Genomic DNA, 20,375 nt, shown 5'->3' with positions numbered 1-20,375 from the left:
GCCCTCGGCGGCACGGGCGGTAGCCCGGCGGAACGCATCGCCGCTGCCGCTGCTACGGGCGCCGCCACCGGGGCGCGAGGCCTCGCGGGCCCGCTGGGCGGCCTCCGATTCGACCTTACGGACGGCCTCTTCCAGCGACAGCCGTTCGCGGGTGATCTCGGATTCGGAGAGCGGCGGCTGCACGCTGCGCAGCTGCGCGATCAACGCCGTGCGCGCCCGTTCATAGAGCGCGCGACGGCTTTCGCCGGGAGCGTTGGGGTCCAGGGCGGCAATAGCGCGGGCGATCAGCGGGTAGTAATCAGCCATTTCTACTCAACTATACGCGCGTCCCGGTAAGAGATCGTTAAGCCTCAAACGGATTTTGCACCAGGATAGTATCCTCGCGTTCGGGGCTGGTGGAAAGCAGTGCGACCGGGCACCCTACTAATTCCTCGATCCGGCGGACATATTTGATGGCCTGGGCCGGCAGGTCGGCCCAGGACCGCGCATTGGCGGTCGGCTCCTTCCAGCCCTCGATGGTCTCGTAGATCGGCTCGACCCGGGCCTGGGCGCCCTCGCCGGCCGGGAAATGGTCGATCTCCTTGCCGTCGAGCTTGTAGCCGGTGCAGACCTCGATCGAATCGAAGCCGTCGAGGATGTCGAGCTTGGTCAGCGCCAGGCCGTTGATGCCACAGGTCCGGACCGCCTGGCGGACCAGCACGGCGTCGAACCAGCCGCAGCGGCGGGGACGGCCGGTGTTGGTACCGAACTCGCGGCCGCGCTCGCCGATCTTGCGGCCGATGTCGTTGTCCTGCTCGGTCGGGAACGGTCCCTGGCCGACGCGGGTCGTATAGGCCTTGCACAGCCCGAGCACATACCCGACCGCGCCCGGTCCGAGGCCGGCGCCGGTCGCCGCCTGCGCCGCCACCGTGTTGGACGAGGTAACGTAAGGATAGGTGCCGTGATCGACGTCGAGCAGCGCGCCTTGCGCGCCCTCGAACAGCATGCGCTTGCCCTCGCGCCGCTTGATGTCGAGCAGCCGCCACACCGTCTCGGCATAGGGCAGCAGCTGCGGCGCCAGCGCGCTCAGTTCCTTCAGGATCTCCTTGCCGTCGAACTCCGGCAGGTTGAGGCCGCGGCGCAATGCGTTGTGGTGAGCAAGGAGCCGGTCGATCTTGTGCGGGAGCGTGTCGAGGTCGGCGAGGTCCATCAGGCGGATGGCGCGGCGGCCGACCTTGTCCTCATAGGCCGGGCCGATGCCGCGGCGGGTGGTGCCGATCGCGGTCGCCGCGCTGGCGGATTCGCGATGCGCGTCGAGCTCGCGGTGCAGCGGCAGGATCAGGGTGACGTTCTCGGCGATGCGCAGATTGTCCGGCGAGACCGCGACGCCCTGCGCCCGCAGCTTGGTGACCTCGTCGAGGAAAGCCTGTGGATCGAACACCACGCCGTTGCCGATCACCGACAGCTTCTGGTCGCGCAGCACGCCGGACGGCAACAGCGCGAGCTTGTAGGTCTTGCCGTTGATGACCAGCGTGTGGCCAGCGTTATGGCCGCCCTGGAAGCGAACGACGATGTCCGCCTGCTCCGACAACCAGTCGACGATCTTGCCCTTCCCTTCGTCGCCCCACTGGGCGCCGACGACGACAACGTTGGCCATTCGCGGGTAATCCCTATTCAATCTGTCCCTAAGAGGCATGATCCTCGCGGAAAACCGGTGCCCACTTTTCCGGGATCATGTCTGCGCCCAGCCTAATCCGCGGCCCAAGGCCGCTCGCACGCGAGGCAGTCAACCGGATAAAGGAAGCAGCCTCTCTAGGCAAGCAAGAAGGGGGCTTTTTCGGGGCCCAGGGCCCGGCTCAAGCCTTTGATATACCCTTAAAATCTTGCAACATTCGCGGTCGGCAGGCGGCCGGATTGACCCGTATCAACCGTTCCGCCCCGCGATTGCGCCAAGGGATGGCTGTCACCTTCGCAGCTTACCTTCCGCCGCCGAGCCGCCCTCGATTTCGGAACACCGTGACCAAGCCATTGAACAGCCAGGCGAGCCATTTCTGGCGTACGTCGAGTGAAGCGCTCTGCGCGCAGCTCGGCTGCTCCTTGCAGGGCCTGACCGCGACGGAAGCGGCCGAACGCCTCGCCCGCTTCGGCCCGAACAGCGACGCGCCACCGCGCATCGAGGGCGCGGCGCGCGCGATCCTGCGCCGGCAGCCGCTATCGCTGATCCTGCTGGTGGCCGGCTTCATCTCGATGCTGACCGGCGACGGGATCGGCGGGCTCATCATTGTCCTGATTCTCGCACTCTCGATCGGGCTCGACACCATCCAGGAGGGCCACGCGGTCCGAGCTGCCGAGATCCTCCGTCGCTCGGTGGCGCTCAAGGCCGAAGTCAGGCGCGACGGCACCTTCCGCGAGGTCGACGTCGATCAGGTCGTGCCCGGCGACGTCCTGCGCGTCCGCTCCGGCGACATCATTCCGGCGGACGCGCTGATCCTGGAGAGCACGGCCTTCACCGCGGGCGAAGCCGCGCTCACCGGCGAGCCATATCCGGTGCCCAAGCGCGCCGGCGCCGCCACCGACCCAGACGACACCTCGAATGCGCTGTTCCGCGGCGCGGTGGCGCAAACCGGCGAGGCGATCGCGCTCGTCGTCAGGACTGGTCGGGACACCGTGTTCGGAGCGGCGGCCTCCGCGCTTGCCGAAGCGCAGGCGCCCTCGCCTTTCGAGCGCAACCTGCGCGAGTTCGGCCTCGTGATCGCGCGCGCCACGCTGGCGCTCGTGCTGGTCGTGCTCACCGTCCGTGTCGTGTTCGGCCGCCCGGTGCTGGACTCGCTGCTGTTCGCGGTCGCGCTCGCTGTCGGGCTGACGCCGGAACTGCTGCCGATGATCACCACGGTGACGTTGTCGCGGGGCGCGCTGCGCATGGCCGGTCGCAAGGTGATCGTGAAGCGGCTTGCCGCGATCCACGATCTCGGCGCCATGACCGTGCTGTGCACGGACAAGACCGGCACACTGACATCGGCAGAGATCACGCTCGCCAGGAGCCTCGATGCCGCCGGCAAGGACGACGACCGCGCCGCGCAGCTCGGCGCCATCGCGGCATCGCTCGGCGGCGATCGCGGCTCGCTCGATGCCGCCCTCGTTGCGGGCCGGCCGGACGCCGCCCAAGGCTGGACGCTGGCCGGGCGACAGGCATTCGACTTCTCGCGCCGGCTGGGATCCGTGCTCGCGACCGGCCCCGAAGGCACGCGGCTGATCGTCAAGGGCGCGCCGGAAGCCGTGCTCGAATTGTGCACGATGGACGGGAGCGCGCGCGCCGCGGCGATGGCGCGCGTGCATGCGCTCGCCAGCGAAGGCCTGCGCACTGTGGCCATTGCCTCGCGGATGTGGCGCGGACCGCTGCGTGAGGTCGAGACGGACGACGAGACCGATCTCGCCTTCGAAGGCTTTTGCGCCTTCGCCGATCCGCCGAAGCCGACGGCCGCAGCCACAATCGCCCGGCTCGCGGCGAGCGGTGTGAGCCTGAAGATCCTCTCGGGCGACGATCCCGTGGTGGTGAAGCGGCTCGCGGGCCTGGTCGGGCTCAACGCCGAGCGCGTGCTGTCGGGGGCTGACATTGCCGGGCTCAGCGACGAGGCGCTCGCCGTGCAGGTCCGCTCCGTCGATGCGTTCGGCCGGCTCGCGCCGGACCAGAAATCGCGCATCGTGAAGGCGCTGCAAGCGGGCGGCGAGGTGGTCGGCTTCCTCGGCGACGGCATCAACGACGCACCCGCCTTGAAAGTGGCCGATGTCGGGCTGTCAGTCGACGGCGCGACCGGCGTGGCGCAAGCCGCCGCCGACATGATCCTGCTGGCCTCGGATCTCGAGGTCGTCGCCGACGGCGTCGAGGAAGGCCGGCGCACCTTCGCGAACATCCTCAAATATGTCCGCATGGGCGCGAGCTCGAACTTCGGCAACATGCTGTCGATGGCGGCCGCCTCGATCGCGCTGCCGTTCCTGCCGATGCTTCCGACGCAGATCCTGCTCAACAATCTGCTCCACGATCTCTCCGAGCTCGGCATCCCCTTCGACCGCGTTTCGGCCCAGGCGACGGCGCAGCCGCAGGTGTGGAGTATGTCGCACCTGGTGCGCTTTGCCGCGATCATGGGACCGCTGTCGTCCGTATTCGACTTTCTGACCTTCGGCGCGCTGCTGTACCTGTTCAAGGCCTCGCCGGACGAATTCCGCACTGCCTGGTTCGTCGAATCGATGGCCACGCAGATCTTCGTGATCTTCATCATCCGCACCAACGAGCGGCCCTGGCGCAATTGGCCCGATCTGGTGCTCGCGGCCTCCTCGCTGATCGCCCTGCTCGTCGCGATGGTCCTGCCGTTCACACCGCTTGGCGCCTGGTTTGGCTTCGTCGCCCCGCCGCCGATCATGATGGCCGGCATCGCACTTCTCGTCGTCGTCTATCTCGCCTGCGCCGAGCTGCTGAAGCCGCTAGCGATCCGCACGGGGCGCAAGGGTTGAGGTTCCGCCGTATCGCGCGCGCATGGACGCGATGCGCCTCGCCCCATTGATATCGGGCATATTTCCGTGTCTTTGGGCAGGCCGGGCTATCAGCCGGCCCGGATCTCACCGGGCCGGGGCATCGGCGCACTCGACGCAGGGCCACAGCAATCACAATGTCCGCCACCGGCCAGACCAGGGGCGCCGAATCATCCGCCCATAGCTGGATCGCCAACCAGCCTTATGTGCTGCTCAGCGTCACCGCGCTGTGCTGGGCCGGCAATGCCATTGTCGGGCGGCTGGCCGCCGGCCACATCCCGCCGGTCACGCTCTCGATCCTGCGCTGGACCTTCGCCTTCCTGCTGGTGCTGCCGTTCGCCTGGAAACATCTCGCACAGGACTGGCCTGCGATCCGCGGCAAGCTCGGCCTGATGATCCTGCTCTCGATCACCGGCATCGGCGCCTTCAATACGCTGCAATATTGGGCGCTGGAGCATACGCAGGCGCTCAACACTCTCCTGCTGCAGTCGGCCGCGCCGCTGGTCGTGGCGCTGTGGTCGCTGGTCATCCTGGGCGTCCGGCTCACCGCGGCGCAGGCGTTCGGCGTGCTGCTGTCGATGTGCGGCGTGCTGACGATCCTGCTGCATGGCGATTTCACCACGCTGTCGAACATCGAGTTCAACAAGGGCGACCTGATCTTCATCGTCGCGCTTGTCATCTTCGCGCTCTATTCGGTACTGACGCTGAAGCGCCCGCCGATGCACGGCCTGTCGTTCCTCGCCTTCACTTTCGGCGCCGGCGCCGCCTGTCTCATCCCGCTGGAGATCTGGGAGCTGTCCGCGCGCCCCGTGATGAAGCTCGACGGGCCGAACCTGCTCACCCTGTTCTATGTCGCGGTGTTTCCGTCGACGCTCGCTTATCTCTGCTTCAATCGCGGCGTACGCCTGATCGGCGCCAACCGCGCCGCACCGTTCTTCCACATCGTGCCGGTGTTCGGCTCGATCATGGCGATGGCGTTTCTGGGCGAACACCCGCAAGCCTTCCACTTCATCGGCTTCGCGCTGGTGCTGTCGGGCGTGTTCGTGGCGTCAAGGAAGCAGGCGACTTAAGCCTTTACAACGGGCTGGCCGGTCTTCCTTCTCCCCTTGTAAGGGGAGAGGGAAAGGCACCGCGCCGCGCGACAGAGCGCGCGCTACTTCGTCTTGAACTTGCTGTAGGCCTCGCTCGTCGCGATGATCACATGCTCGGCGCAGCCGTTGACGCGATGTGGATCGGCCTGTGTCTCGTAGGCTTCCGACGTCATCATGTCGAGGAAGGCCGCGACCGTGGGATAGTAGACCAGCGCCAAAAAAATCCCAGTCGTTGCCATCGTGCGGGCCGAGCGCGACCGTCTTGGCCTCGCCGGTCCAGAGCAGCGTGCCGCCGCGTGCCCTGATCATGGGCACCGTGATCGCGCTGTAACGGAGATAAGCGTCCCAGCCGGACCCGTCGCCGTCGCGCGAGCGCGCGTGGAAGCGCATCAGGTTCAGCATCACCACCGGTGCCTTCGGATCGAGCTGCTCCAGGCCCTCGATGTTCAACATATTAACCGCCAAAAGCGCCTCCTCGGGTCATGCCTGCATTGTAGCATTGCGGCGGCGTGACTTGTGTCACGACTGGAATCCGGCGCAAGGTCATATGTGACGCCAATGACGATTGCCTCGCCCGCGCCATCAGCCTCTAATCCGGCCAGTTGGCTCAATAACCAGCCTTATCTGCTGTTGAGCCTGAGCTCGCTGTTCTGGGCCGGCAACATCGTGCTCGCACGCCATGTCGGCGCGCATGTGCCGCCGCTGACGGTGACCACGATCCGCTGGTTCGGCGTGTTCCTGATCCTGCTGCCGTTCTCGTGGCCGCATCTGAAGCGCGACTGGCCCGCCTTGCGCAAGAGCCTGCCCTTGATGCTGTTCCTGTCGCTGGTGGGCTTTGCCTTCAACAACGCGATCTCGTACTGGGCCATGCAATACACGGAGGCGCTGAACGCGCTGCTGATCCAGTCCGCCGGACCGCTGTTCGTGGCGCTGTGGTCACTGGTGCTGTTCGGCGTGCGCCTGACCGGCGCGCAGCTCGCCGGCATTGCGATCTCGCTCGCGGGCGTGCTGATCATCATTCTGCGGGGCGATCTGGCCGCGCTCGCGAGCATCAGCTTCAACAGGGGCGACATCATGTTCGCGTCCTCGCTGGTGGCGTTCGGAATCTACTCCGCCTTCATCCCGCGCCGGCCGAAGGTTCATCAGCTCTCCTTTCTCTCCTTCACGACCTGCTGCGGCGCGACGATGCTGCTGCCCATGGCAGTCTGGGAGGCCTGGAGCGGCAGCGTCCTGCAATTCGACACGGTGACGCTGGCAACGCTCGGCTACATCCTGATCTTCCCCTCGACGCTCGCCTATCTCTTCTTCAATCGCGGCGTAGCGCTGATCGGGCCGAACCGGGCAGCGCCGTTCTTCCATCTGGTCCCGGTGTTCGGTTCGGCAATGGCGATCGTGCTGCTCGGCGAAAAGCTCCAGCCGTTTCATCTGATCGGCTACGCGCTGGTGCTCGCCGGTGTCGTGATCGCCTCGAGGCAGGGCTCGGCGGTAAAATAATTCCGGAGAGTTAACGTTGCACCGGATCTCGTGTCCCGGACGCGGCGCGGCATGCAATGACGCGACGCAGAGCCGGGACCCAGATTGCCGCAGCATGGGCCCGGTTCAGCAGCGCATCACCATAGCGCGCCGAAGACGCGCGTAAACGCGCTTGTGGTGCTGCGCTGCGCCCGCGGCACGAGACCTGGGCGACAAACTCACGCCTTCCGATTCCAACGAGGAGCAGCTAGGTTCCCCACCAACGAAAAAGAGGGAACGTCCAAACATGCTGTCAGCGTTGATTCGAAACCTGCGCGCCATCCGCACAGCCGCGCTTTGTCTCGCCGCCGCGTCCGCCGCACAGGCCGACACCTATCCCAGCCGCAACATCACGCTGGTGCTCCCGTTCGCAGCCGGCAGCGGCACCGACACCACCACCCGCCTGATCTCGCAGCATCTGTCGCAGGCGCTTGGCGTCGGCATCGTGATCGAGAACAAGGCCGGCGCCAACGGCATGATCGCCGCGACTTATGTCGCGCGCTCGGCACCCGACGGCTACACGCTGCTGGTGACAACAAACACCACGCATTCGGCCAATCCCTATCTGCTCAAGAGCCTGACCTACGATCCGGTCAAGGATTTCACCCCGGTCGCGCGTACCGGCGACCTGCCCTTCATGCTGGTCGTTCATCCCGACGTGCCGGCCAAGACCGTCGGCGAGCTCGTCGCCTATGGCAAGGCCAATCCGGGCAAGCTGAGCTACGCCTCGGGCTCGTCCTCGGCGATCGTGTCGGGCGCCACCTTTGGGCGCAATGCCGGGCTCGACCTGCTGCACGTGCCCTACAAAAGCTCGCCGCCGGCGCTCAACGACGTCATGGGCGGCCGCGTCTCGATGATGTTCGTGGACATCCTGACCGGCCTGCCGCATGTCAACGGCAACGCGCTGCGCGCGCTCGCGGTCACCACCAAGGAGCGCTCGCCGCTGGTGCCGAACCTGCCCTCGATGCAGGAGGCCGGCGTGCCGGACTTCGACATCTCGTCGTGGCAGGGCTATTTCGGGCCGGCCGGCATGCCGAAGGAGATCGTGACGCGGCTCAACGCCGAGATCAGGAAGATCGTGGAGAAGCCGGAGATCAAGGCCCAGCTCGCCACGCTCGGCATGGACGCCTTCTCCGGCACGCCGGAGGAGCTCGGCACGTTTGTGAACGAGCAACTCGTGCTGTGGGAAAAGCTGATCAAGAACGCGGGGATCGAGAAGCAGTAAAGGCAGTCTCGTGTCCCGGACGCGGCGCGGCATGAAATGACGCGACGCAGAGCCGGGACCCAGAACGCTGCAACATGGGCCCCGGTTCAGCAGCGCATCACTGGCGTGCTGCGCTGCGCCCCGGGCACGAGACCTGTGGCTGCGAAAACGCACATGCCCGGGACAAGCCCGGGCATGACGAGTTCGTAGATTGTAACGTCCCTGTGCGCGGCTTACGCCGCACGCACCTTGGCGAGGAAGCCGTCGACGGCGCTGCGCAGTGCGCCGGACTGGTTGTCCAGCTCGCGGGCATTGGTGAGCACGTCGGTGGCCGCGCTACCGGTCGCTTCCGCGGCCGAGGTGACGCTGCCGATATGGGCGTTGATCTCGCTCGAGCCGGCGGCGACCGACTGGATGTTGCGGGCGATCTCGCGAGTGGCTTCGCCCTGCTGCTCGATCGAGGCTGAGATGCCGGCGGTGATCTCGCTCATCTCGGCGATCGTCTGGGTGATGCCGGAGATGGCCGCGACCGCGTCGCTGGTCGAGGTTTGCATCGCCGCCACCTGGGCGGAGATTTCCTCGGTCGCCTTCGCGGTCTGGTTGGCGAGCGCCTTGACCTCGGAGGCGACGACAGCGAATCCGCGACCGGATTCGCCGGCGCGCGCAGCTTCAATGGTGGCGTTGAGCGCCAGCAGGTTGGTCTGCGCCGCGATCGAATGGATCAGCTTGACCACCTCGCCGATCTTCTCGGCGCCGGAGGAGAGCACCTGAACAGTGGCGTTGGTGCGCTCGGCGTCGTTGACGGCCTTGCTCGCAACCTCGGTCGAGCGCGTGACCTGACGGGAGATCTCCGCAACCGAGCTCGACAGCTCTTCGGCGGCGGCGGCAACCGTGCCGACATTGCCGGAGGCTTTTTGCGAGGCTGCACCGACCGTCGCCGCGCGCGACGACGCGTCGCTCGCGGTTGCGGTCATGGACTGCGCCGTGCTCTGCATGCCGGCCGCGGCCGAGGAGACCGAGCGGACGATGCCGTTGACGCTGCGTTCGAAGTCGTTGGCGATGCCCTCCATGGCGCTGCGACGTTCCGCCGCGGCGCGCTCCTTGGCTTCCGCATCGGTCTTCTCGAGGTCACGGATACGAACCGCGTTGTCTTTGAAGATCTGGACGGTCGAAGCCATCGCGCCGACCTCGTCGCCGCGGCCGACGCCGGGGATGTCGCCCTCGAGCTTGCCGTCGGCGAGATCCTTCATGCGGGCGCCGAGCAGCGCGAGCGGACCGCTGATGCTGCGGCCGAGCATCCAGGCGACGCTTCCGGCGACAATGACGATACCAAGCATGGCCAGGCCGAGCAGCCAGTAGACCGGTCCCATCTTGGCGTCGATATCGTCGAGATAAGCACCCGTGCCGAGAAACATGTCGAAGCCGGGGACGGCCACGGCGTAGCCGATCTTGCGGATCAGCCCATCCTGGCCGGGCTTGGCATACTCATAGTACAGCAGGATCGAGCCGCTGGCCTTTACGCCGTTCATCAACTCCCAGGACAGCTTGCGGCCGTTGGTCACGACCTCCATGCGGTTGGTGCCGATCTGCTTCGGATCGGGCGCGAGCTGGGTGATGCCGTCATAGGACGTGGCGAACAGGTAGCCCGCGCCGTTGTCGTAGGTCATCGCGTTGCCGTAGCGGCGAAGGTCGGCCAGGGCGGCGTCCTTCGTCAACTCCCCGGCATCGACGCGCTTCTGCAGGGCGGCGGCGTAGTTGCGCCCCATCTCGACGATCGACCTGGCCTGTTCGATGCGCGCATTCACCATCTCGCGCTTCATCAGATAGCCGGCGAGAACACCGGAGATGCACAGGCCGAACAAGGTGACGCCGACAAGGATGCCAAGCTTGGGGGCGATCTTCAGATTGCTCAACTTCACGGGATGGCTCCGACAATAACGGGATACAGGCACGCAAGCGAATCGATACAAATTGAATCAACTTCTAGTGCGCGACCCCTTATCAACCTGTTACGGGCAGCTCCGTAGAAGCCCGGAGCGCGGGCGGAAAACCGGACAACCGGGAATTGTACGCGATCGCATCGATTTCGCGTAAAAGACGCAAAGGCCTGCCCATAAGGGCTGGGTCACAACAAGAACCGACAGACCAAATCGGGAGCAGAAAATGCCGAAATACAGGGTGGTGACGCCGAAGGGCGCGAGCTTCACGGTCGCAGGCAGCGACTATTCCTATGAGCGCGAGGCGCTCGATCCGATCGACGCCGAGATCATCGAGGCGCCGGCCGACGAGGCCGGGTTCATCGCCGCCGCAAAGTCCGCCGACGCCATCTATGCCAAGGGCATCCCGATCACCAAGTCGATCATCGATGCGCTGGAGAACTGCAAGGTGATCACGCTCGGCTCGGTCGGCGTGGACAGCGTCGACGTGAAGGCCGCAACCGCCCGCGGCATTCCCGTCACCAACATCCCCGACACCTTCATCGAGGAGGTCGCCGACCACGCCATGATGCTGCTGCTCGCCGGCTTCCGCCGCCTGGTCGAGCAGGACAAGATGGTGCGCAGCGGACGCTGGGCTGAGGGCCGGCCGGCGCTGTCGAAGATTCCGCGGCTGATGGGCCAGACGCTCGGCTTCATCTCGTTCGGCCGCGTCGCGCGTGCGGTTGCGAAGCGCGCCGCGCCGTTCGGCCTGCGCATGATGGCCTACGATCCCTTCATCCAGGAAACGCTGATGTACGACCACGGCGTCATCCCGGCGACGCTGAACGAAGTGTTGTCGCAATCGGACTTCGTCTCGATGCACGCGCCGGCCCGGCCCGAGGTGCATCACATGCTGACCGAGAAGCACTTCCGGCAGATGAAGAAGGGTTCGGTCTTCATCAATACGGGCCGCGGCGCCACGGTGGATGAGGAGAGCTTGATCAAGGCGCTGCAGGAGGGCTGGATCGCCCATGCCGCCCTCGACGTGCTGGAGAAGGAACCGCCCTCGCACAACAATCCCATCCTCGGCATGGAGAACGTGACTCTGACCGCCCATGTCGCCTCGGCCTCGGCACGGTTCGACGAAGCGCGCAAGCGTCGCGTGGGCTACGAATTGTCACTGGTGCTTCAGGGCATGTGGCCGGTAAGCTGTGTCAATCCGTCGGTGCTTCAGAACACCGCGCTCCGCCGCTGGCAGCCTGTCAGCATGGATCGCGGCCCGAACAGCTAGGCGGTCGGCGCGAAAAACGCGCCGGAAACCGGAACGGCCCTTCACCGGCGATCAACGCCGGGAAGGGAGACATCATAGGGAGGAACTGATGAGGAACGACATCACACGTCGTGATGCCTTGGTGCTGGGCCTGTCCGCTGCGGCAATCGCAGCAACCGGTGCTCCGGCGAACGCCCAATCCGCGATCAAGGCCGCGGACGTCCCCGCCCCGAAACTGCCGATCGAGAAAGGCGCGAGCTTGCGCATGCTGCGGCCGGTACGCTTCGTCCAGGCCGACGAAGACGTGTTCCGCGCCAATGCGGCCAAGTTCACAAAGGAGACCGGCGTCGAGGTCAAGGTCGATTTCGTCGGCTGGGAGGACATCAACCAGCAGACCGCGGTGACCGCCAATTCCGGCGCCGGCCCCGACATCATCATCGGCTTCTCCGATGCTCCGCACATCTACATCGACAAGCTGATCGAGCTGACCGACGTGGCCGACTATGTCGGCAAGCGTTATGGCGGCTGGCTGCCGCTCGCGCAGCGCTACGGCAAGAAGAACAAGAGCGACACCTGGATCGGACTGCCGTTCGGCGCCACCGCAGGTCCCCTGATCTACCGCAAATCGATCCTGCAATCGGTCGGCTTCGACAAGGCGCCGGAAGACCACGCCGGTTTCCTCGACCTGTGCCAGAAGCTTCACAAGGCCGGCAAGCCGGCCGGCTTCGCGCTCGGCAACGCCAAGGGCGACGGCAACGGCTTCGCGAGCTGGGCGCTGTGGTCTCACAATGCGGCCCTGCTCGATGAAGAAGGCAACGTCACCATCAACAGCAAGGAGACGATCGCCGCGCTGAACTGGGTCAAGCAGCTCTACCCGACCTTCATCCCTGGCACGACGGCGTGGAATGACGTCAGCAACAACCGCGCCTATTCCTCGCAGGAGATCGCGCTGACCGCCAACGGCGTCTCACTCTACTTCTCGCTGAAGAACGATCCGGCAACCAAGGCGATCGCCGACGACAGCGAGCATCAGTTGCTGCCGAAGGGCCTGGCCAAGGTCTCTCCGATGGCGGGCCTGACGCTGAACGCCATGGTGTTCAAGCACAGCCAATACCCCAACGCCGCAAAGGCCTTCCTGCAATACATGCTGGAAAAGGACCAGTACGAGCCGTGGCTCAACGCCAACTCCGGCTACTGGTCCCAGCCGCTGGCCGCCTATGCCGAGGCCGCCGTGTGGTCGCAAGACCCCAAGGTGAAGCTGTTCAAGGACACAATGAACAGCACCTATTACGACGGCTATGCGGGCCCGATCTCGACGGCGACCGGTGCCGTCAGCGCCGACTACGTGCTGATCCAGATGTTCGCATCCGTTGCGACCGGCGCGGCCACGCCGGAGGCCGCGGCTGCAGAAGCCGAACAGCGCTGCAAGCGGTACTTCCGACGGCAGAAATAAGGGCCGACGACAAGCGACCGTCATTGCGAGGAGCTCGTGACAAAATTGCAAAGCAATTCCGCACTGAAGCGACGAGCAATCCAGACTGTAACGGAGACAGCCTGGATTGCTTCGCTTCGCTCGCAATGACGGGTGTGGTGACAGCCTGAAACGGGACGCCGATCCGATGTCCGTGACGACACTTTCCTCCTCCGCACTGGCGCAGCGGCAGCCATCCTGGCTGGCTCGCCTGTTCGACTACAAGCCGTTCCTGATCGTGATGTGCCTCGCACCCGCGATCGGGCTGCTTGCGGTGTTCCTGACCTATCCGCTCGGCCTTGGCATCTGGCTCGCCTTCACCGACACCACGATCGGCCGAAGCGGCGTCTTCGTAGGCTTCGAGAATTTCCAGTACCTGCTCACCGATCCCCTGTGGTGGAACGCGGTGTTCTACAGCGTGGTCTACACGGCGATCGCGACCTTCGGAAAATTTGCGCTCGGCTTCTGGCTCGCGCTGCTGCTGAACAACCATTTTCCGTTCAAGAGCCTCTTGCGCGCCATCGTGCTGCTGCCCTGGATCGTGCCGACAGTGCTCTCGGCGCTGGCGTTCTGGTGGATCTACGATCCGCAGTTCTCGATCATCTCCTATTTGCTGGTCGACGTGCTGCATTGGCGCGAGACCAATATCGACTTCCTCGGCTCGCCCTGGCCGGCGCGCCTCTCGCTGATCGCCGCCAACATCTGGCGCGGCATTCCCTTCGTCGCGATCTCGCTGCTGGCGGGCCTGCAGACCATATCGCCCTCGCTCTACGAGGCCGCGATGCTCGACGGTGCCAGCGCCTGGCAGCGCTTCCGCTACATCACGTTCCCGATGATGATGCCGATCCTCGCCATCGTCATGACCTTCTCGATCATCTTCACCTTCACCGACTTCCAGCTGGTCTACGCCATCACTCGCGGCGGGCCCGTAAACTCGACCCACCTGCTCGCCACGCTCGCCTTCCAGCGCGGCATCGCCGGCGGCGAGCTCGGCGAAGGTGCCGCGATCGCGGTGTCGATGATCCCGTTCCTGGTGTTCGCGACAGTGTTCTCCTATTTCGGCCTGGCGCGCCGCAAATGGCAGCAGGGAGAGAGCAATGAGTGATACCGTCGCGCAAGCCTCCGCCGTCGCGAGGGCGGCCCCCGACACCATGGCCTGGGATTCCGGGCTGCGGCGGCTGATGATGATCTACCTGCCGCTCGCCTGCTTCGTGATCATCCTGCTGTTTCCGTTCTACTGGATGGCGATCACCTCGTTCAAGCCGAACGCGGAGCTGATGAACTTTAGGGAGCACAATCCGTTCTGGATCTCCTCGCCGACGCTGACGCACGTCAAGCACCTGCTGTTCGACACAGCCTATCCGCGCTGGCTGTGGACGACCATGCTGGTGGCGATCGGATCGACGACGCTGTCGCTGCTCGCCTCTACGCTCGCCGCCTATGCCATCGAGCGCCTGCGCTTCCGCGGCAGCCCCTATGTCGGCCTCGGCATTTACCTTGCCTATCTGGTGCCGCCCTCGATCCTGTTCATTCCGCTCGCCACCGTCGTGGTGCAATTCGGTCTGTTCGACAGTCCGATGGCGCTGATCCTGGTTTATCCGACCTTCCTGGTGCCGTTCTGCACCTGGCTGCTGATCGGCTATTTCAAGTCGATTCCCTACGAGCTCGAGGAATGCGCGCTGGTCGACGGCGCGACGCGGCTACAGATCCTGCGGCGGATCACGCTGCCGCTGGCAGTGCCAGGGCTGATCTCGGCCGGCATCTTCTCCTTCACGCTGTCCTGGAACGAGTTCATCTACGCACTCGCCTTCATCCAGAGCGGCGCGAACAAGACCGTGCCGGTCGCGATCCTGACCGAGCTCGTCACCGGTGACGTCTACCAGTGGGGCGCGCTGATGGCGGGATCGCTGCTCGGCTCGCTGCCGGTTGCGATCTTCTACTCGCTGTTCGTGGATTACTACGTGTCCTCGCTGACCGGGGCGGTCAAGGAGTAACCGGCTACTGCGCGTGATCGCAGCCGATCGTGCAATCCTGATAGACCGCGTACCTCTTTAGTCCCATCCTGCCGCGCTGACGGAGGGTCGATCGGCGGCGCCGCCGACAATCCCCCGGAAAGCGAGGATTGCATGGGATCGCCAAAACCTCCCTCGTTGTCCCGACGCGGTTTTTGCCTGTGTTGTGTCGGCGGCACGTTCACTGCCGCGACCGTTTGGCTTACCCCCAGGCAGGCGTTCGCGGAGGCGCGAGGCCTCGTCAGCCTGATCAAGGACAGCGCGGCAACGTCTCCCATCACGACCCACAAGCTGCGCAACAATGTCAGTATCCTCGAAGGATCCGGAGGCAACATTGCCGTCCTCACGGGACCTGACGGCAAGCTTCTGGTCGATGCCGGAATCGGCGTCTCGCGCCCCCGGCTGAGCAAGGCGATCGCCGAGCTCGGCAGCGAGCCGGTCGCGCATCTGATCAATACGCACTGGCACTTCGACCATGCCGACGGCAATGAATGGCTGCACTCGGCAGGCGCGCAGATCATTGCCCACGAAAACACCCGCAAGCATCTCTCCGGCATTCAGCGGGTCGAAGACTGGGACTACAATTTCCTTGCCTCTCCCGCCGGCGCGATCCCCGCTGAGGTCTTCGCCGGGGTACATAGCCTCAAGCTCAATGGCGCATCGATCGCCCTGAAATATTACGGGCCAGCGCATACCGATGGCGACGTTTCCGTTACGTTTACTGAGGCCAACATCCTTCATGCGGGCGATACCTACTGGAACGGTATCTATCCCTTCATCGACTATTCGACCGGCGGCAGCATCGACGGTATGATCTCGGCGTCCGACGTCAATCTGGCGGCGAGCAAAAGCGACACCATCATCATTCCCGGTCACGGCAAGCCGGTCAGCAACAAGGCCGAGCTGCAGGAATTCCGCGACATGCTGGTCGCTATCCGGGACAATGTCGGCAATCTCAAGAAGCAGGGGAAAACGCGCGACGAGGCCGTTGCCGCCAAGCCGACTGCCGCGTTCGACGCGAAATGGGGGCAGTTCGTCATCGATCCCGGTTTCTTCACCAGACTGGTCTATGAAGGCGTCTAGTGCGGCCGCGCGGCGATCTTTTTTGTTCGCCGTTGCTAATGACGACGTGTCCTCATCGCCCCGTGAGGTAAAGAATAACGGACTGCCGCGGCGTTTGGCCCGGCTTCACAATACTGCAATATGCAGACAGCATAAGGCGTGCGTCCGCTAACAGGAGACGCACATGCGCGCGACTTTTCTTGCCTCCGTCGCAACGATCATTCTCACCGCGAGCACGGCGCTCGCGCAGAACGAAGGTGAATTCCCGGCCAAGCTCGCCGGCCACGTGGTGATGCCGGCCGCCACCTTCATCGACGCGCCGGCCGACGCGCCCGCCGATCTCAAGACCTCAGGCAAGTACACCACCGGCAAGCGCGTCGACGCGCTCGGCACCGTGATGGGCAAGTCCTATGAGCGCCCGACCGGCGTCTCGCTGCCGTTCAAGGGCCAGCCGCTGCAAGGCCATTCCGGCATCAAGACCATGCCCGACGGCACCTTCTGGGTGATCACCGACAACGGCATGGGCGCGCGCGCCAACTCGATGGACTCGATGCTGTACCTGAACCGCTACAAGATGGACTGGGCCAGCGGCAAGATCGAGCGGCAGGAGACGATCTTCCTGCACGACCCCGACAAGAAGGTACCGTTCCGCATCGTGCATGAGGACACGCAGAAGCGCTACCTCACCGGCGCCGACTTCGACACCGAGGGCTTCCAGATCATCGGCGACGTCTTCTGGATCGGCGACGAGTTCGGACCCTATATCCTGAAGGCCGACAAGACCGGCAAGATCCTCGGCGTGTTCGAGACGGTTGCCGACGGCAAGCCGGTGCGCTCGCCCGATCATTGGGCGGTGGCGACCCCGGGCGCGCCGGGCGCGACCTATACCAACGTCAACCTCCGCCGCTCCAAGGGCTATGAGGGCTTTGCGTCGTCCAAGGACGGCAAGTTCCTTTACGGCCTGCTCGAGGGGCCGCTGTGGGATGCCGACAAGAAGGACTGGGAGAAGGTGGACGGCAAGGAAGCCTCCCGCATCCTCGAATTCGACGTCGCGGCGGAGAAATTCACCGGCCGCTACTGGCAGTATGTGTTCGAGCAGAACGGCAACGCCATCGGCGACTTCAACATGATCGACCCGACCAGCGGCCTCATCATCGAGCGCGACAACGGCGAAGGCACCGCCGACAAGGCCTGCCCGCAAGGCACCCGCGGCGAGAACTGCTTTCCTGATCTCGCCAAGTTCAAGCGCATCTACAAGATCGAGCTCTCGGACGCCAATGTCGGCAAGCCCGTGCGCAAGATCGGCTACATCGACCTGTTGAAGATCAGGGATCCCGACAAGAAGGCGCGCAAACCGCTGAATGACGGCGTCTACACCTTCCCATTCTTCACCATCGAGAACGTCGATCGCGTCGACGACACCCACATCATCGTCGGCAACGACAACAACCTGCCGTTCTCGTCCAGCCGTGATCCCAACAAGGCCGACGACGACGAATTCATGCTGCTCGAAGTCGCCGACTTCCTGAAGGCGAAGTAAGCGTCCGCTCTCTCTCCTCCCCCTCTCCCCGTTCTTACGGGGAGAGGGCTGGGGTGAGGGGCTAGCCACGAGGATGGTGAGAGTGCGATTTGCGGAGAGTCCCCCTCACCCGGCGCTTCGCGCCGACCTCTCCCCGCAAGCGGGGCGAGGTAAAATGGACGCGGCGTGCTCTACCCCGCCGGCACGATCACCATGCTCTTGTCCTTCGGCCAACGGATACGCCAGGCGAAGTTGATGTCCCTGATCTCGCCGGGCTTGGCGTCGAACGTCCATTCCTGCACGCCGCGCCGGTCGCGGATGTTGTTTGCGGTCGGCGGCGTGGTCGAGGGCAGCATCTCGACGACGATGTCCTCGTTCTCGCTGACCGGCAACTGATCCTCGATCGCGACCTTGATCGGGAAGTCGTGTCCGTTGCGGATGGTGGTCTTGAACGCGCGCTCGTCGGTCTTCGACGTCGTGACCAGGAGGCCGACGGAGCCCTCGTTGCGCTTGAGCACGGCGCGCTCGATCTTGACCTTGTCGTCGGCACCGAAACCGAGCCGCACAATGTCGTCCTTGGCCGACGCAGCGATCTTGCCGCGGCCGACAAAGACACCGTCGCGGTAGATCGCAACCTTGCCCGGCAGCAGCGTCGCATCATCGGTCTGCTTGAAGCTGGCTTCGAGGAAGGCGGTGGGATCCATCACCGGTGCCGCGCGGACCGCCAGATCGGCGGGCACGCTCATCGCGGCGATGCGCAGGCTCTTGGCGCCCTCGGCGGCGCCGAGGCTGACGCGGCCGGGGATCCTGAACGTGGCCTGGAAGTCGCCGATCTCGGCGACCGCTTGCTGCTCATCGGCGCGCTCGCGCGGTTCGGCCGCCTCCGTAACCTTGGCCATCGCCGGCGACTGCATCTGACGCGGCGCTGGCGCGGACCGCACCAGATCCGAGGCCGCGCCGAGCGCCATCGGCTTCGGCACTTGCGGATATTGCGCGACCAGCGAGTTCAGCTCCGGCGCGCTGCCGCCGCGGCCGATGCGAACCGTGGAGACGCCGAGCGTGACGTTGGACCAGTCCTCGCCGGTCGATTGCGTGACCTCGGCACGGCGGACCAATTCGACTTGCGGCTTGCGGTCCTTCGCTCCGGTGTCGAGCCGGGCGTCATAGAGCGGCACCCAACGCGCATTGCGTACGGCATAGGTCACCCGCAGCGTCGCCTTGGTCGCCGCTGCCGAGGCGACGTCGATCCGCACCTCGAGCTTGCTCGGCGGCTTGGCGGAGCGTTCGGCTTCAAGCTGCGCGATCTGGCGATCGATCTCGCGCTGTTTTCGCGTGGCGTCGCGGATCGCAGTGTCGGCGGTCGCGATCTCCTCGGCCACCGCGGCAAAGGCCGCGCGCCATTCGGTGATCGGCCGGGCCTCGCCCTTGTCGCCGAGGCCGGCAGGCGAGGCCTCGGCAAAACGCTGCGCGAATTTGCGCCGGGCGTTGGCCGCGTCGATCGCGCCTTGCAGATCGGCGCGCTGATCCCTGAGCGCTTCGATGCGCTTGTCGAGCTCGGGCAGGTTGACGGGCGGCGCCGCGCGCGGCGGCCGCGCGTCGATCGTGCCGATGGTGAGCTTGGCTCCCGCCTCGCCTTCAACGCGCAGCGAGGACGGATCGAGCGAGAGCGGAAAGTCCCTGGCGACCAGCGTGCTGTCACCGGAAGCGAGGTCCAGCGCGATGATTCGGGTAACCGTGGCGCCGTCAGGGTAAACTGTGACGGTGTCGATGGCCGAAGTGGCGTCCACGTCGGCGGCCCATGACGGCAACGCCGCCGCATTGGCCAGCATAACCAGGCTCGTCGTTGCCAAACATCTTGCGGTGATGCGCATAAAGTCCCTCTTGCCAGTGTCGCCGCGCCGCCAGCCGGACGCGCGAAAAATGCCTCGCCATCGTGTTGAGACGCGGCAGGGAAGGAACCGGTTCGATTGGGGTTTCCGTGGGGCATTGCTGCGGCGGCACCATGGCCGTGGAACACAACGTCGTCGCGCTGCGGAGTTGGGCCTCGGAAGTCGCGCCTCAGATTTGCGCGGGCGCCCCCTGGCCGAAGATGCGGCGGAGCAGATCGGTCACGTTGCGAGCGCCGGCCTTCCTCAGAATGCCGGCGCGATAGCCCTCGATCGTCCGCGCGCTCAGATGCATGCGCCGGGCGATCTCCTTGTTGGTGAGGCCGGCCGCGAGGTGCTCGAGCACGTCGCCCTCACGCGCGGTCAGGGCTTCGCAGCCGTGCAGCCAGCGCTGCCGGCACGAGGCGGGCTGCGCGGATTCGTCGATGGCGGCATCGATCCGGCCGACGATGTCGTGGCTACGGAACGGCTTCTCAATGAAATCGGCCGCGCCGCTCTTGATCGCATCGACGGCCATGGCGATGCTGCCATTCGCCGACGTCACAAGGACCGGCGCCATGCAATTTTCCTCGCGCAAGCGCCTGAGCACGTCGAGCCCGGAGCGATCCTGTGGCATCTCCAGCAGCACGCAGGCCGGCATCCGCGCCTTCGCTTCCGACAACAACGATGCGCCGTCTGCAAAGCAGATCACGTCATAGGCGCTCTGCTCAAGCGCCGTCGAAAGTTGTTCGCGGGAGGCGGCGTCGGTGTCGATGACGAATACCTCGCCCTTGGAAAGCGTGTTCCCCGGCATAATCCCGATCCAGCAATGTATGCTCAAATGATCCGAGACGGCCGCGGGGCCCACCGCCCTGCTGCGCCGTCATGAGCACTGCATTCGCGCCGGTGCTTCGGTCTCCCCTATGTATGTTGCACCGAGTTCCCGG

The 20,375-nt window shown here is 65.2% G+C and carries 14 protein-coding genes and 2 pseudogenes; 10 read left to right on the top strand and 6 right to left on the bottom strand.

Annotation, left to right across the window (positions count from 1 at the left end; translation table 11 throughout):
• Nucleotides 1-306, bottom strand: a pseudogene (locus AC629_RS32935) (hypothetical protein); the annotation flags it as partial.
• Between the two features lie 37 nt (nucleotides 307-343).
• The gene (locus AC629_RS32930) at nucleotides 344-1,636 is read right to left on the bottom strand and encodes an adenylosuccinate synthase (protein WP_084808969.1); all 1,293 of its coding nucleotides are present in this window, start codon (nucleotides 1,634-1,636) and stop codon (nucleotides 344-346) included.
• Between the two features lie 359 nt (nucleotides 1,637-1,995).
• Between AC629_RS32930 and mgtA the strand changes: the two genes are divergently transcribed.
• Nucleotides 1,996-4,488 (top strand): magnesium-translocating P-type ATPase, encoded by a 2,493-nt coding sequence (mgtA, locus tag AC629_RS32925; RefSeq protein ID WP_084808974.1) that lies wholly within the window; start codon nucleotides 1,996-1,998, stop codon nucleotides 4,486-4,488.
• A gap of 155 nt (nucleotides 4,489-4,643) precedes the next feature.
• On the top strand, nucleotides 4,644-5,576 hold the full coding sequence (locus tag AC629_RS32920) for a DMT family transporter (RefSeq protein WP_084808968.1): 933 nt from the start codon (nucleotides 4,644-4,646) through the stop codon (nucleotides 5,574-5,576).
• 83 nt (nucleotides 5,577-5,659) lie between these two features.
• Here the strand turns inward: AC629_RS32920 and AC629_RS32915 are convergent.
• A pseudogene (locus AC629_RS32915) lies at nucleotides 5,660-6,050 on the bottom strand (DUF1330 domain-containing protein).
• 105 nt (nucleotides 6,051-6,155) lie between these two features.
• On the opposite strand from AC629_RS32915, the gene AC629_RS32910 reads away from it, so the two are divergent.
• Nucleotides 6,156-7,091 (top strand): DMT family transporter, encoded by a 936-nt coding sequence (locus tag AC629_RS32910; RefSeq protein ID WP_084808967.1) that lies wholly within the window; start codon nucleotides 6,156-6,158, stop codon nucleotides 7,089-7,091.
• 265 nt (nucleotides 7,092-7,356) lie between these two features.
• A complete protein-coding gene (locus AC629_RS32905) occupies nucleotides 7,357-8,334 on the top strand; it encodes a Bug family tripartite tricarboxylate transporter substrate binding protein (RefSeq protein ID WP_084808966.1) in 978 nt (325 codons plus the stop codon).
• Nucleotides 8,335-8,546: 212 nt separating this feature from the next.
• Here the strand turns inward: AC629_RS32905 and AC629_RS32900 are convergent, their stop codons facing one another.
• The gene (locus tag AC629_RS32900) at nucleotides 8,547-10,232 is read right to left on the bottom strand and encodes a methyl-accepting chemotaxis protein (RefSeq protein ID WP_084808965.1); all 1,686 of its coding nucleotides are present in this window, start codon (nucleotides 10,230-10,232) and stop codon (nucleotides 8,547-8,549) included.
• Nucleotides 10,233-10,476: 244 nt separating this feature from the next.
• On the opposite strand from AC629_RS32900, the gene AC629_RS32895 reads away from it, so the two are divergent.
• The 6 genes from AC629_RS32895 (at nucleotide 10,477) to AC629_RS32870 (ending at nucleotide 17,584) form a co-directional block, all read left to right on the top strand.
• Nucleotides 10,477-11,520, top strand: coding sequence for a C-terminal binding protein (locus AC629_RS32895; protein WP_074119535.1), 1,044 nt, complete (start codon nucleotides 10,477-10,479; stop codon nucleotides 11,518-11,520).
• Between the two features lie 88 nt (nucleotides 11,521-11,608).
• A complete protein-coding gene (locus tag AC629_RS32890) occupies nucleotides 11,609-12,952 on the top strand; it encodes an ABC transporter substrate-binding protein (RefSeq protein ID WP_084808964.1) in 1,344 nt (447 codons plus the stop codon).
• A gap of 166 nt (nucleotides 12,953-13,118) precedes the next feature.
• Nucleotides 13,119-14,075, top strand: a complete 957-nt coding sequence (locus AC629_RS32885) for a carbohydrate ABC transporter permease (RefSeq protein ID WP_084808963.1) — start codon at nucleotides 13,119-13,121, stop codon at nucleotides 14,073-14,075.
• The gene (locus AC629_RS32880) at nucleotides 14,068-14,964 is read left to right on the top strand and encodes a carbohydrate ABC transporter permease (protein WP_084808962.1); all 897 of its coding nucleotides are present in this window, start codon (nucleotides 14,068-14,070) and stop codon (nucleotides 14,962-14,964) included. The genes AC629_RS32885 and AC629_RS32880 overlap by 8 nt, the downstream gene beginning before the upstream one ends.
• A 132-nt stretch (nucleotides 14,965-15,096) precedes the next feature.
• The gene (locus AC629_RS32875; RefSeq protein ID WP_084808961.1) at nucleotides 15,097-16,065 is read left to right on the top strand and encodes an MBL fold metallo-hydrolase; all 969 of its coding nucleotides are present in this window, start codon (nucleotides 15,097-15,099) and stop codon (nucleotides 16,063-16,065) included.
• Nucleotides 16,066-16,228: 163 nt separating this feature from the next.
• Nucleotides 16,229-17,584, top strand: a complete 1,356-nt coding sequence (locus AC629_RS32870; protein WP_084808960.1) for an esterase-like activity of phytase family protein — start codon at nucleotides 16,229-16,231, stop codon at nucleotides 17,582-17,584.
• 170 nt (nucleotides 17,585-17,754) lie between these two features.
• Here AC629_RS32870 and AC629_RS32865 read toward each other — a convergent pair whose 3' ends face one another.
• On the bottom strand, nucleotides 17,755-19,434 hold the full coding sequence (locus tag AC629_RS32865; RefSeq protein ID WP_084808959.1) for a mucoidy inhibitor MuiA family protein: 1,680 nt from the start codon (nucleotides 19,432-19,434) through the stop codon (nucleotides 17,755-17,757).
• Nucleotides 19,435-19,621: 187 nt separating this feature from the next.
• The gene (locus AC629_RS32860) at nucleotides 19,622-20,242 is read right to left on the bottom strand and encodes a response regulator transcription factor (RefSeq protein ID WP_084808958.1); all 621 of its coding nucleotides are present in this window, start codon (nucleotides 20,240-20,242) and stop codon (nucleotides 19,622-19,624) included.
• Between the last annotated feature and the right edge of the window lie 133 nt (nucleotides 20,243-20,375).

It is taken from the genome of Bradyrhizobium sp. NAS80.1 (assembly GCF_001908205.1).
In the GTDB taxonomy this organism is placed as follows: domain Bacteria; phylum Pseudomonadota; class Alphaproteobacteria; order Rhizobiales; family Xanthobacteraceae; genus Bradyrhizobium.
This window is presented reverse-complemented; position numbering and strand designations above follow the sequence as displayed.

What these genes read in the sequence shown, in the direction of transcription:
- AC629_RS32865 (WP_084808959.1), bottom strand. Translation starts at nt 19,434, where the DNA reads ATGCGCATCACCGCAAGATGTTTGGCAACGACGAGCCTGGTTATGCTG.
- AC629_RS32890 (WP_084808964.1), top strand. Translation starts at nt 11,609, where the DNA reads ATGAGGAACGACATCACACGTCGTGATGCCTTGGTGCTGGGCCTGTCC.
- AC629_RS32905 (WP_084808966.1), top strand. Translation starts at nt 7,357, where the DNA reads ATGCTGTCAGCGTTGATTCGAAACCTGCGCGCCATCCGCACAGCCGCG.
- AC629_RS32860 (WP_084808958.1), bottom strand. Translation starts at nt 20,242, where the DNA reads ATGCCGGGGAACACGCTTTCCAAGGGCGAGGTATTCGTCATCGACACC.
- AC629_RS32880 (WP_084808962.1), top strand. Translation starts at nt 14,068, where the DNA reads ATGAGTGATACCGTCGCGCAAGCCTCCGCCGTCGCGAGGGCGGCCCCC.
- AC629_RS32930 (WP_084808969.1), bottom strand. Translation starts at nt 1,636, where the DNA reads ATGGCCAACGTTGTCGTCGTCGGCGCCCAGTGGGGCGACGAAGGGAAG.
- AC629_RS32910 (WP_084808967.1), top strand. Translation starts at nt 6,156, where the DNA reads ATGACGATTGCCTCGCCCGCGCCATCAGCCTCTAATCCGGCCAGTTGG.
- AC629_RS32875 (WP_084808961.1), top strand. Translation starts at nt 15,097, where the DNA reads ATGGGATCGCCAAAACCTCCCTCGTTGTCCCGACGCGGTTTTTGCCTG.
- AC629_RS32870 (WP_084808960.1), top strand. Translation starts at nt 16,229, where the DNA reads ATGCGCGCGACTTTTCTTGCCTCCGTCGCAACGATCATTCTCACCGCG.
- AC629_RS32920 (WP_084808968.1), top strand. Translation starts at nt 4,644, where the DNA reads ATGTCCGCCACCGGCCAGACCAGGGGCGCCGAATCATCCGCCCATAGC.
- AC629_RS32895 (WP_074119535.1), top strand. Translation starts at nt 10,477, where the DNA reads ATGCCGAAATACAGGGTGGTGACGCCGAAGGGCGCGAGCTTCACGGTC.
- AC629_RS32885 (WP_084808963.1), top strand. Translation starts at nt 13,119, where the DNA reads ATGTCCGTGACGACACTTTCCTCCTCCGCACTGGCGCAGCGGCAGCCA.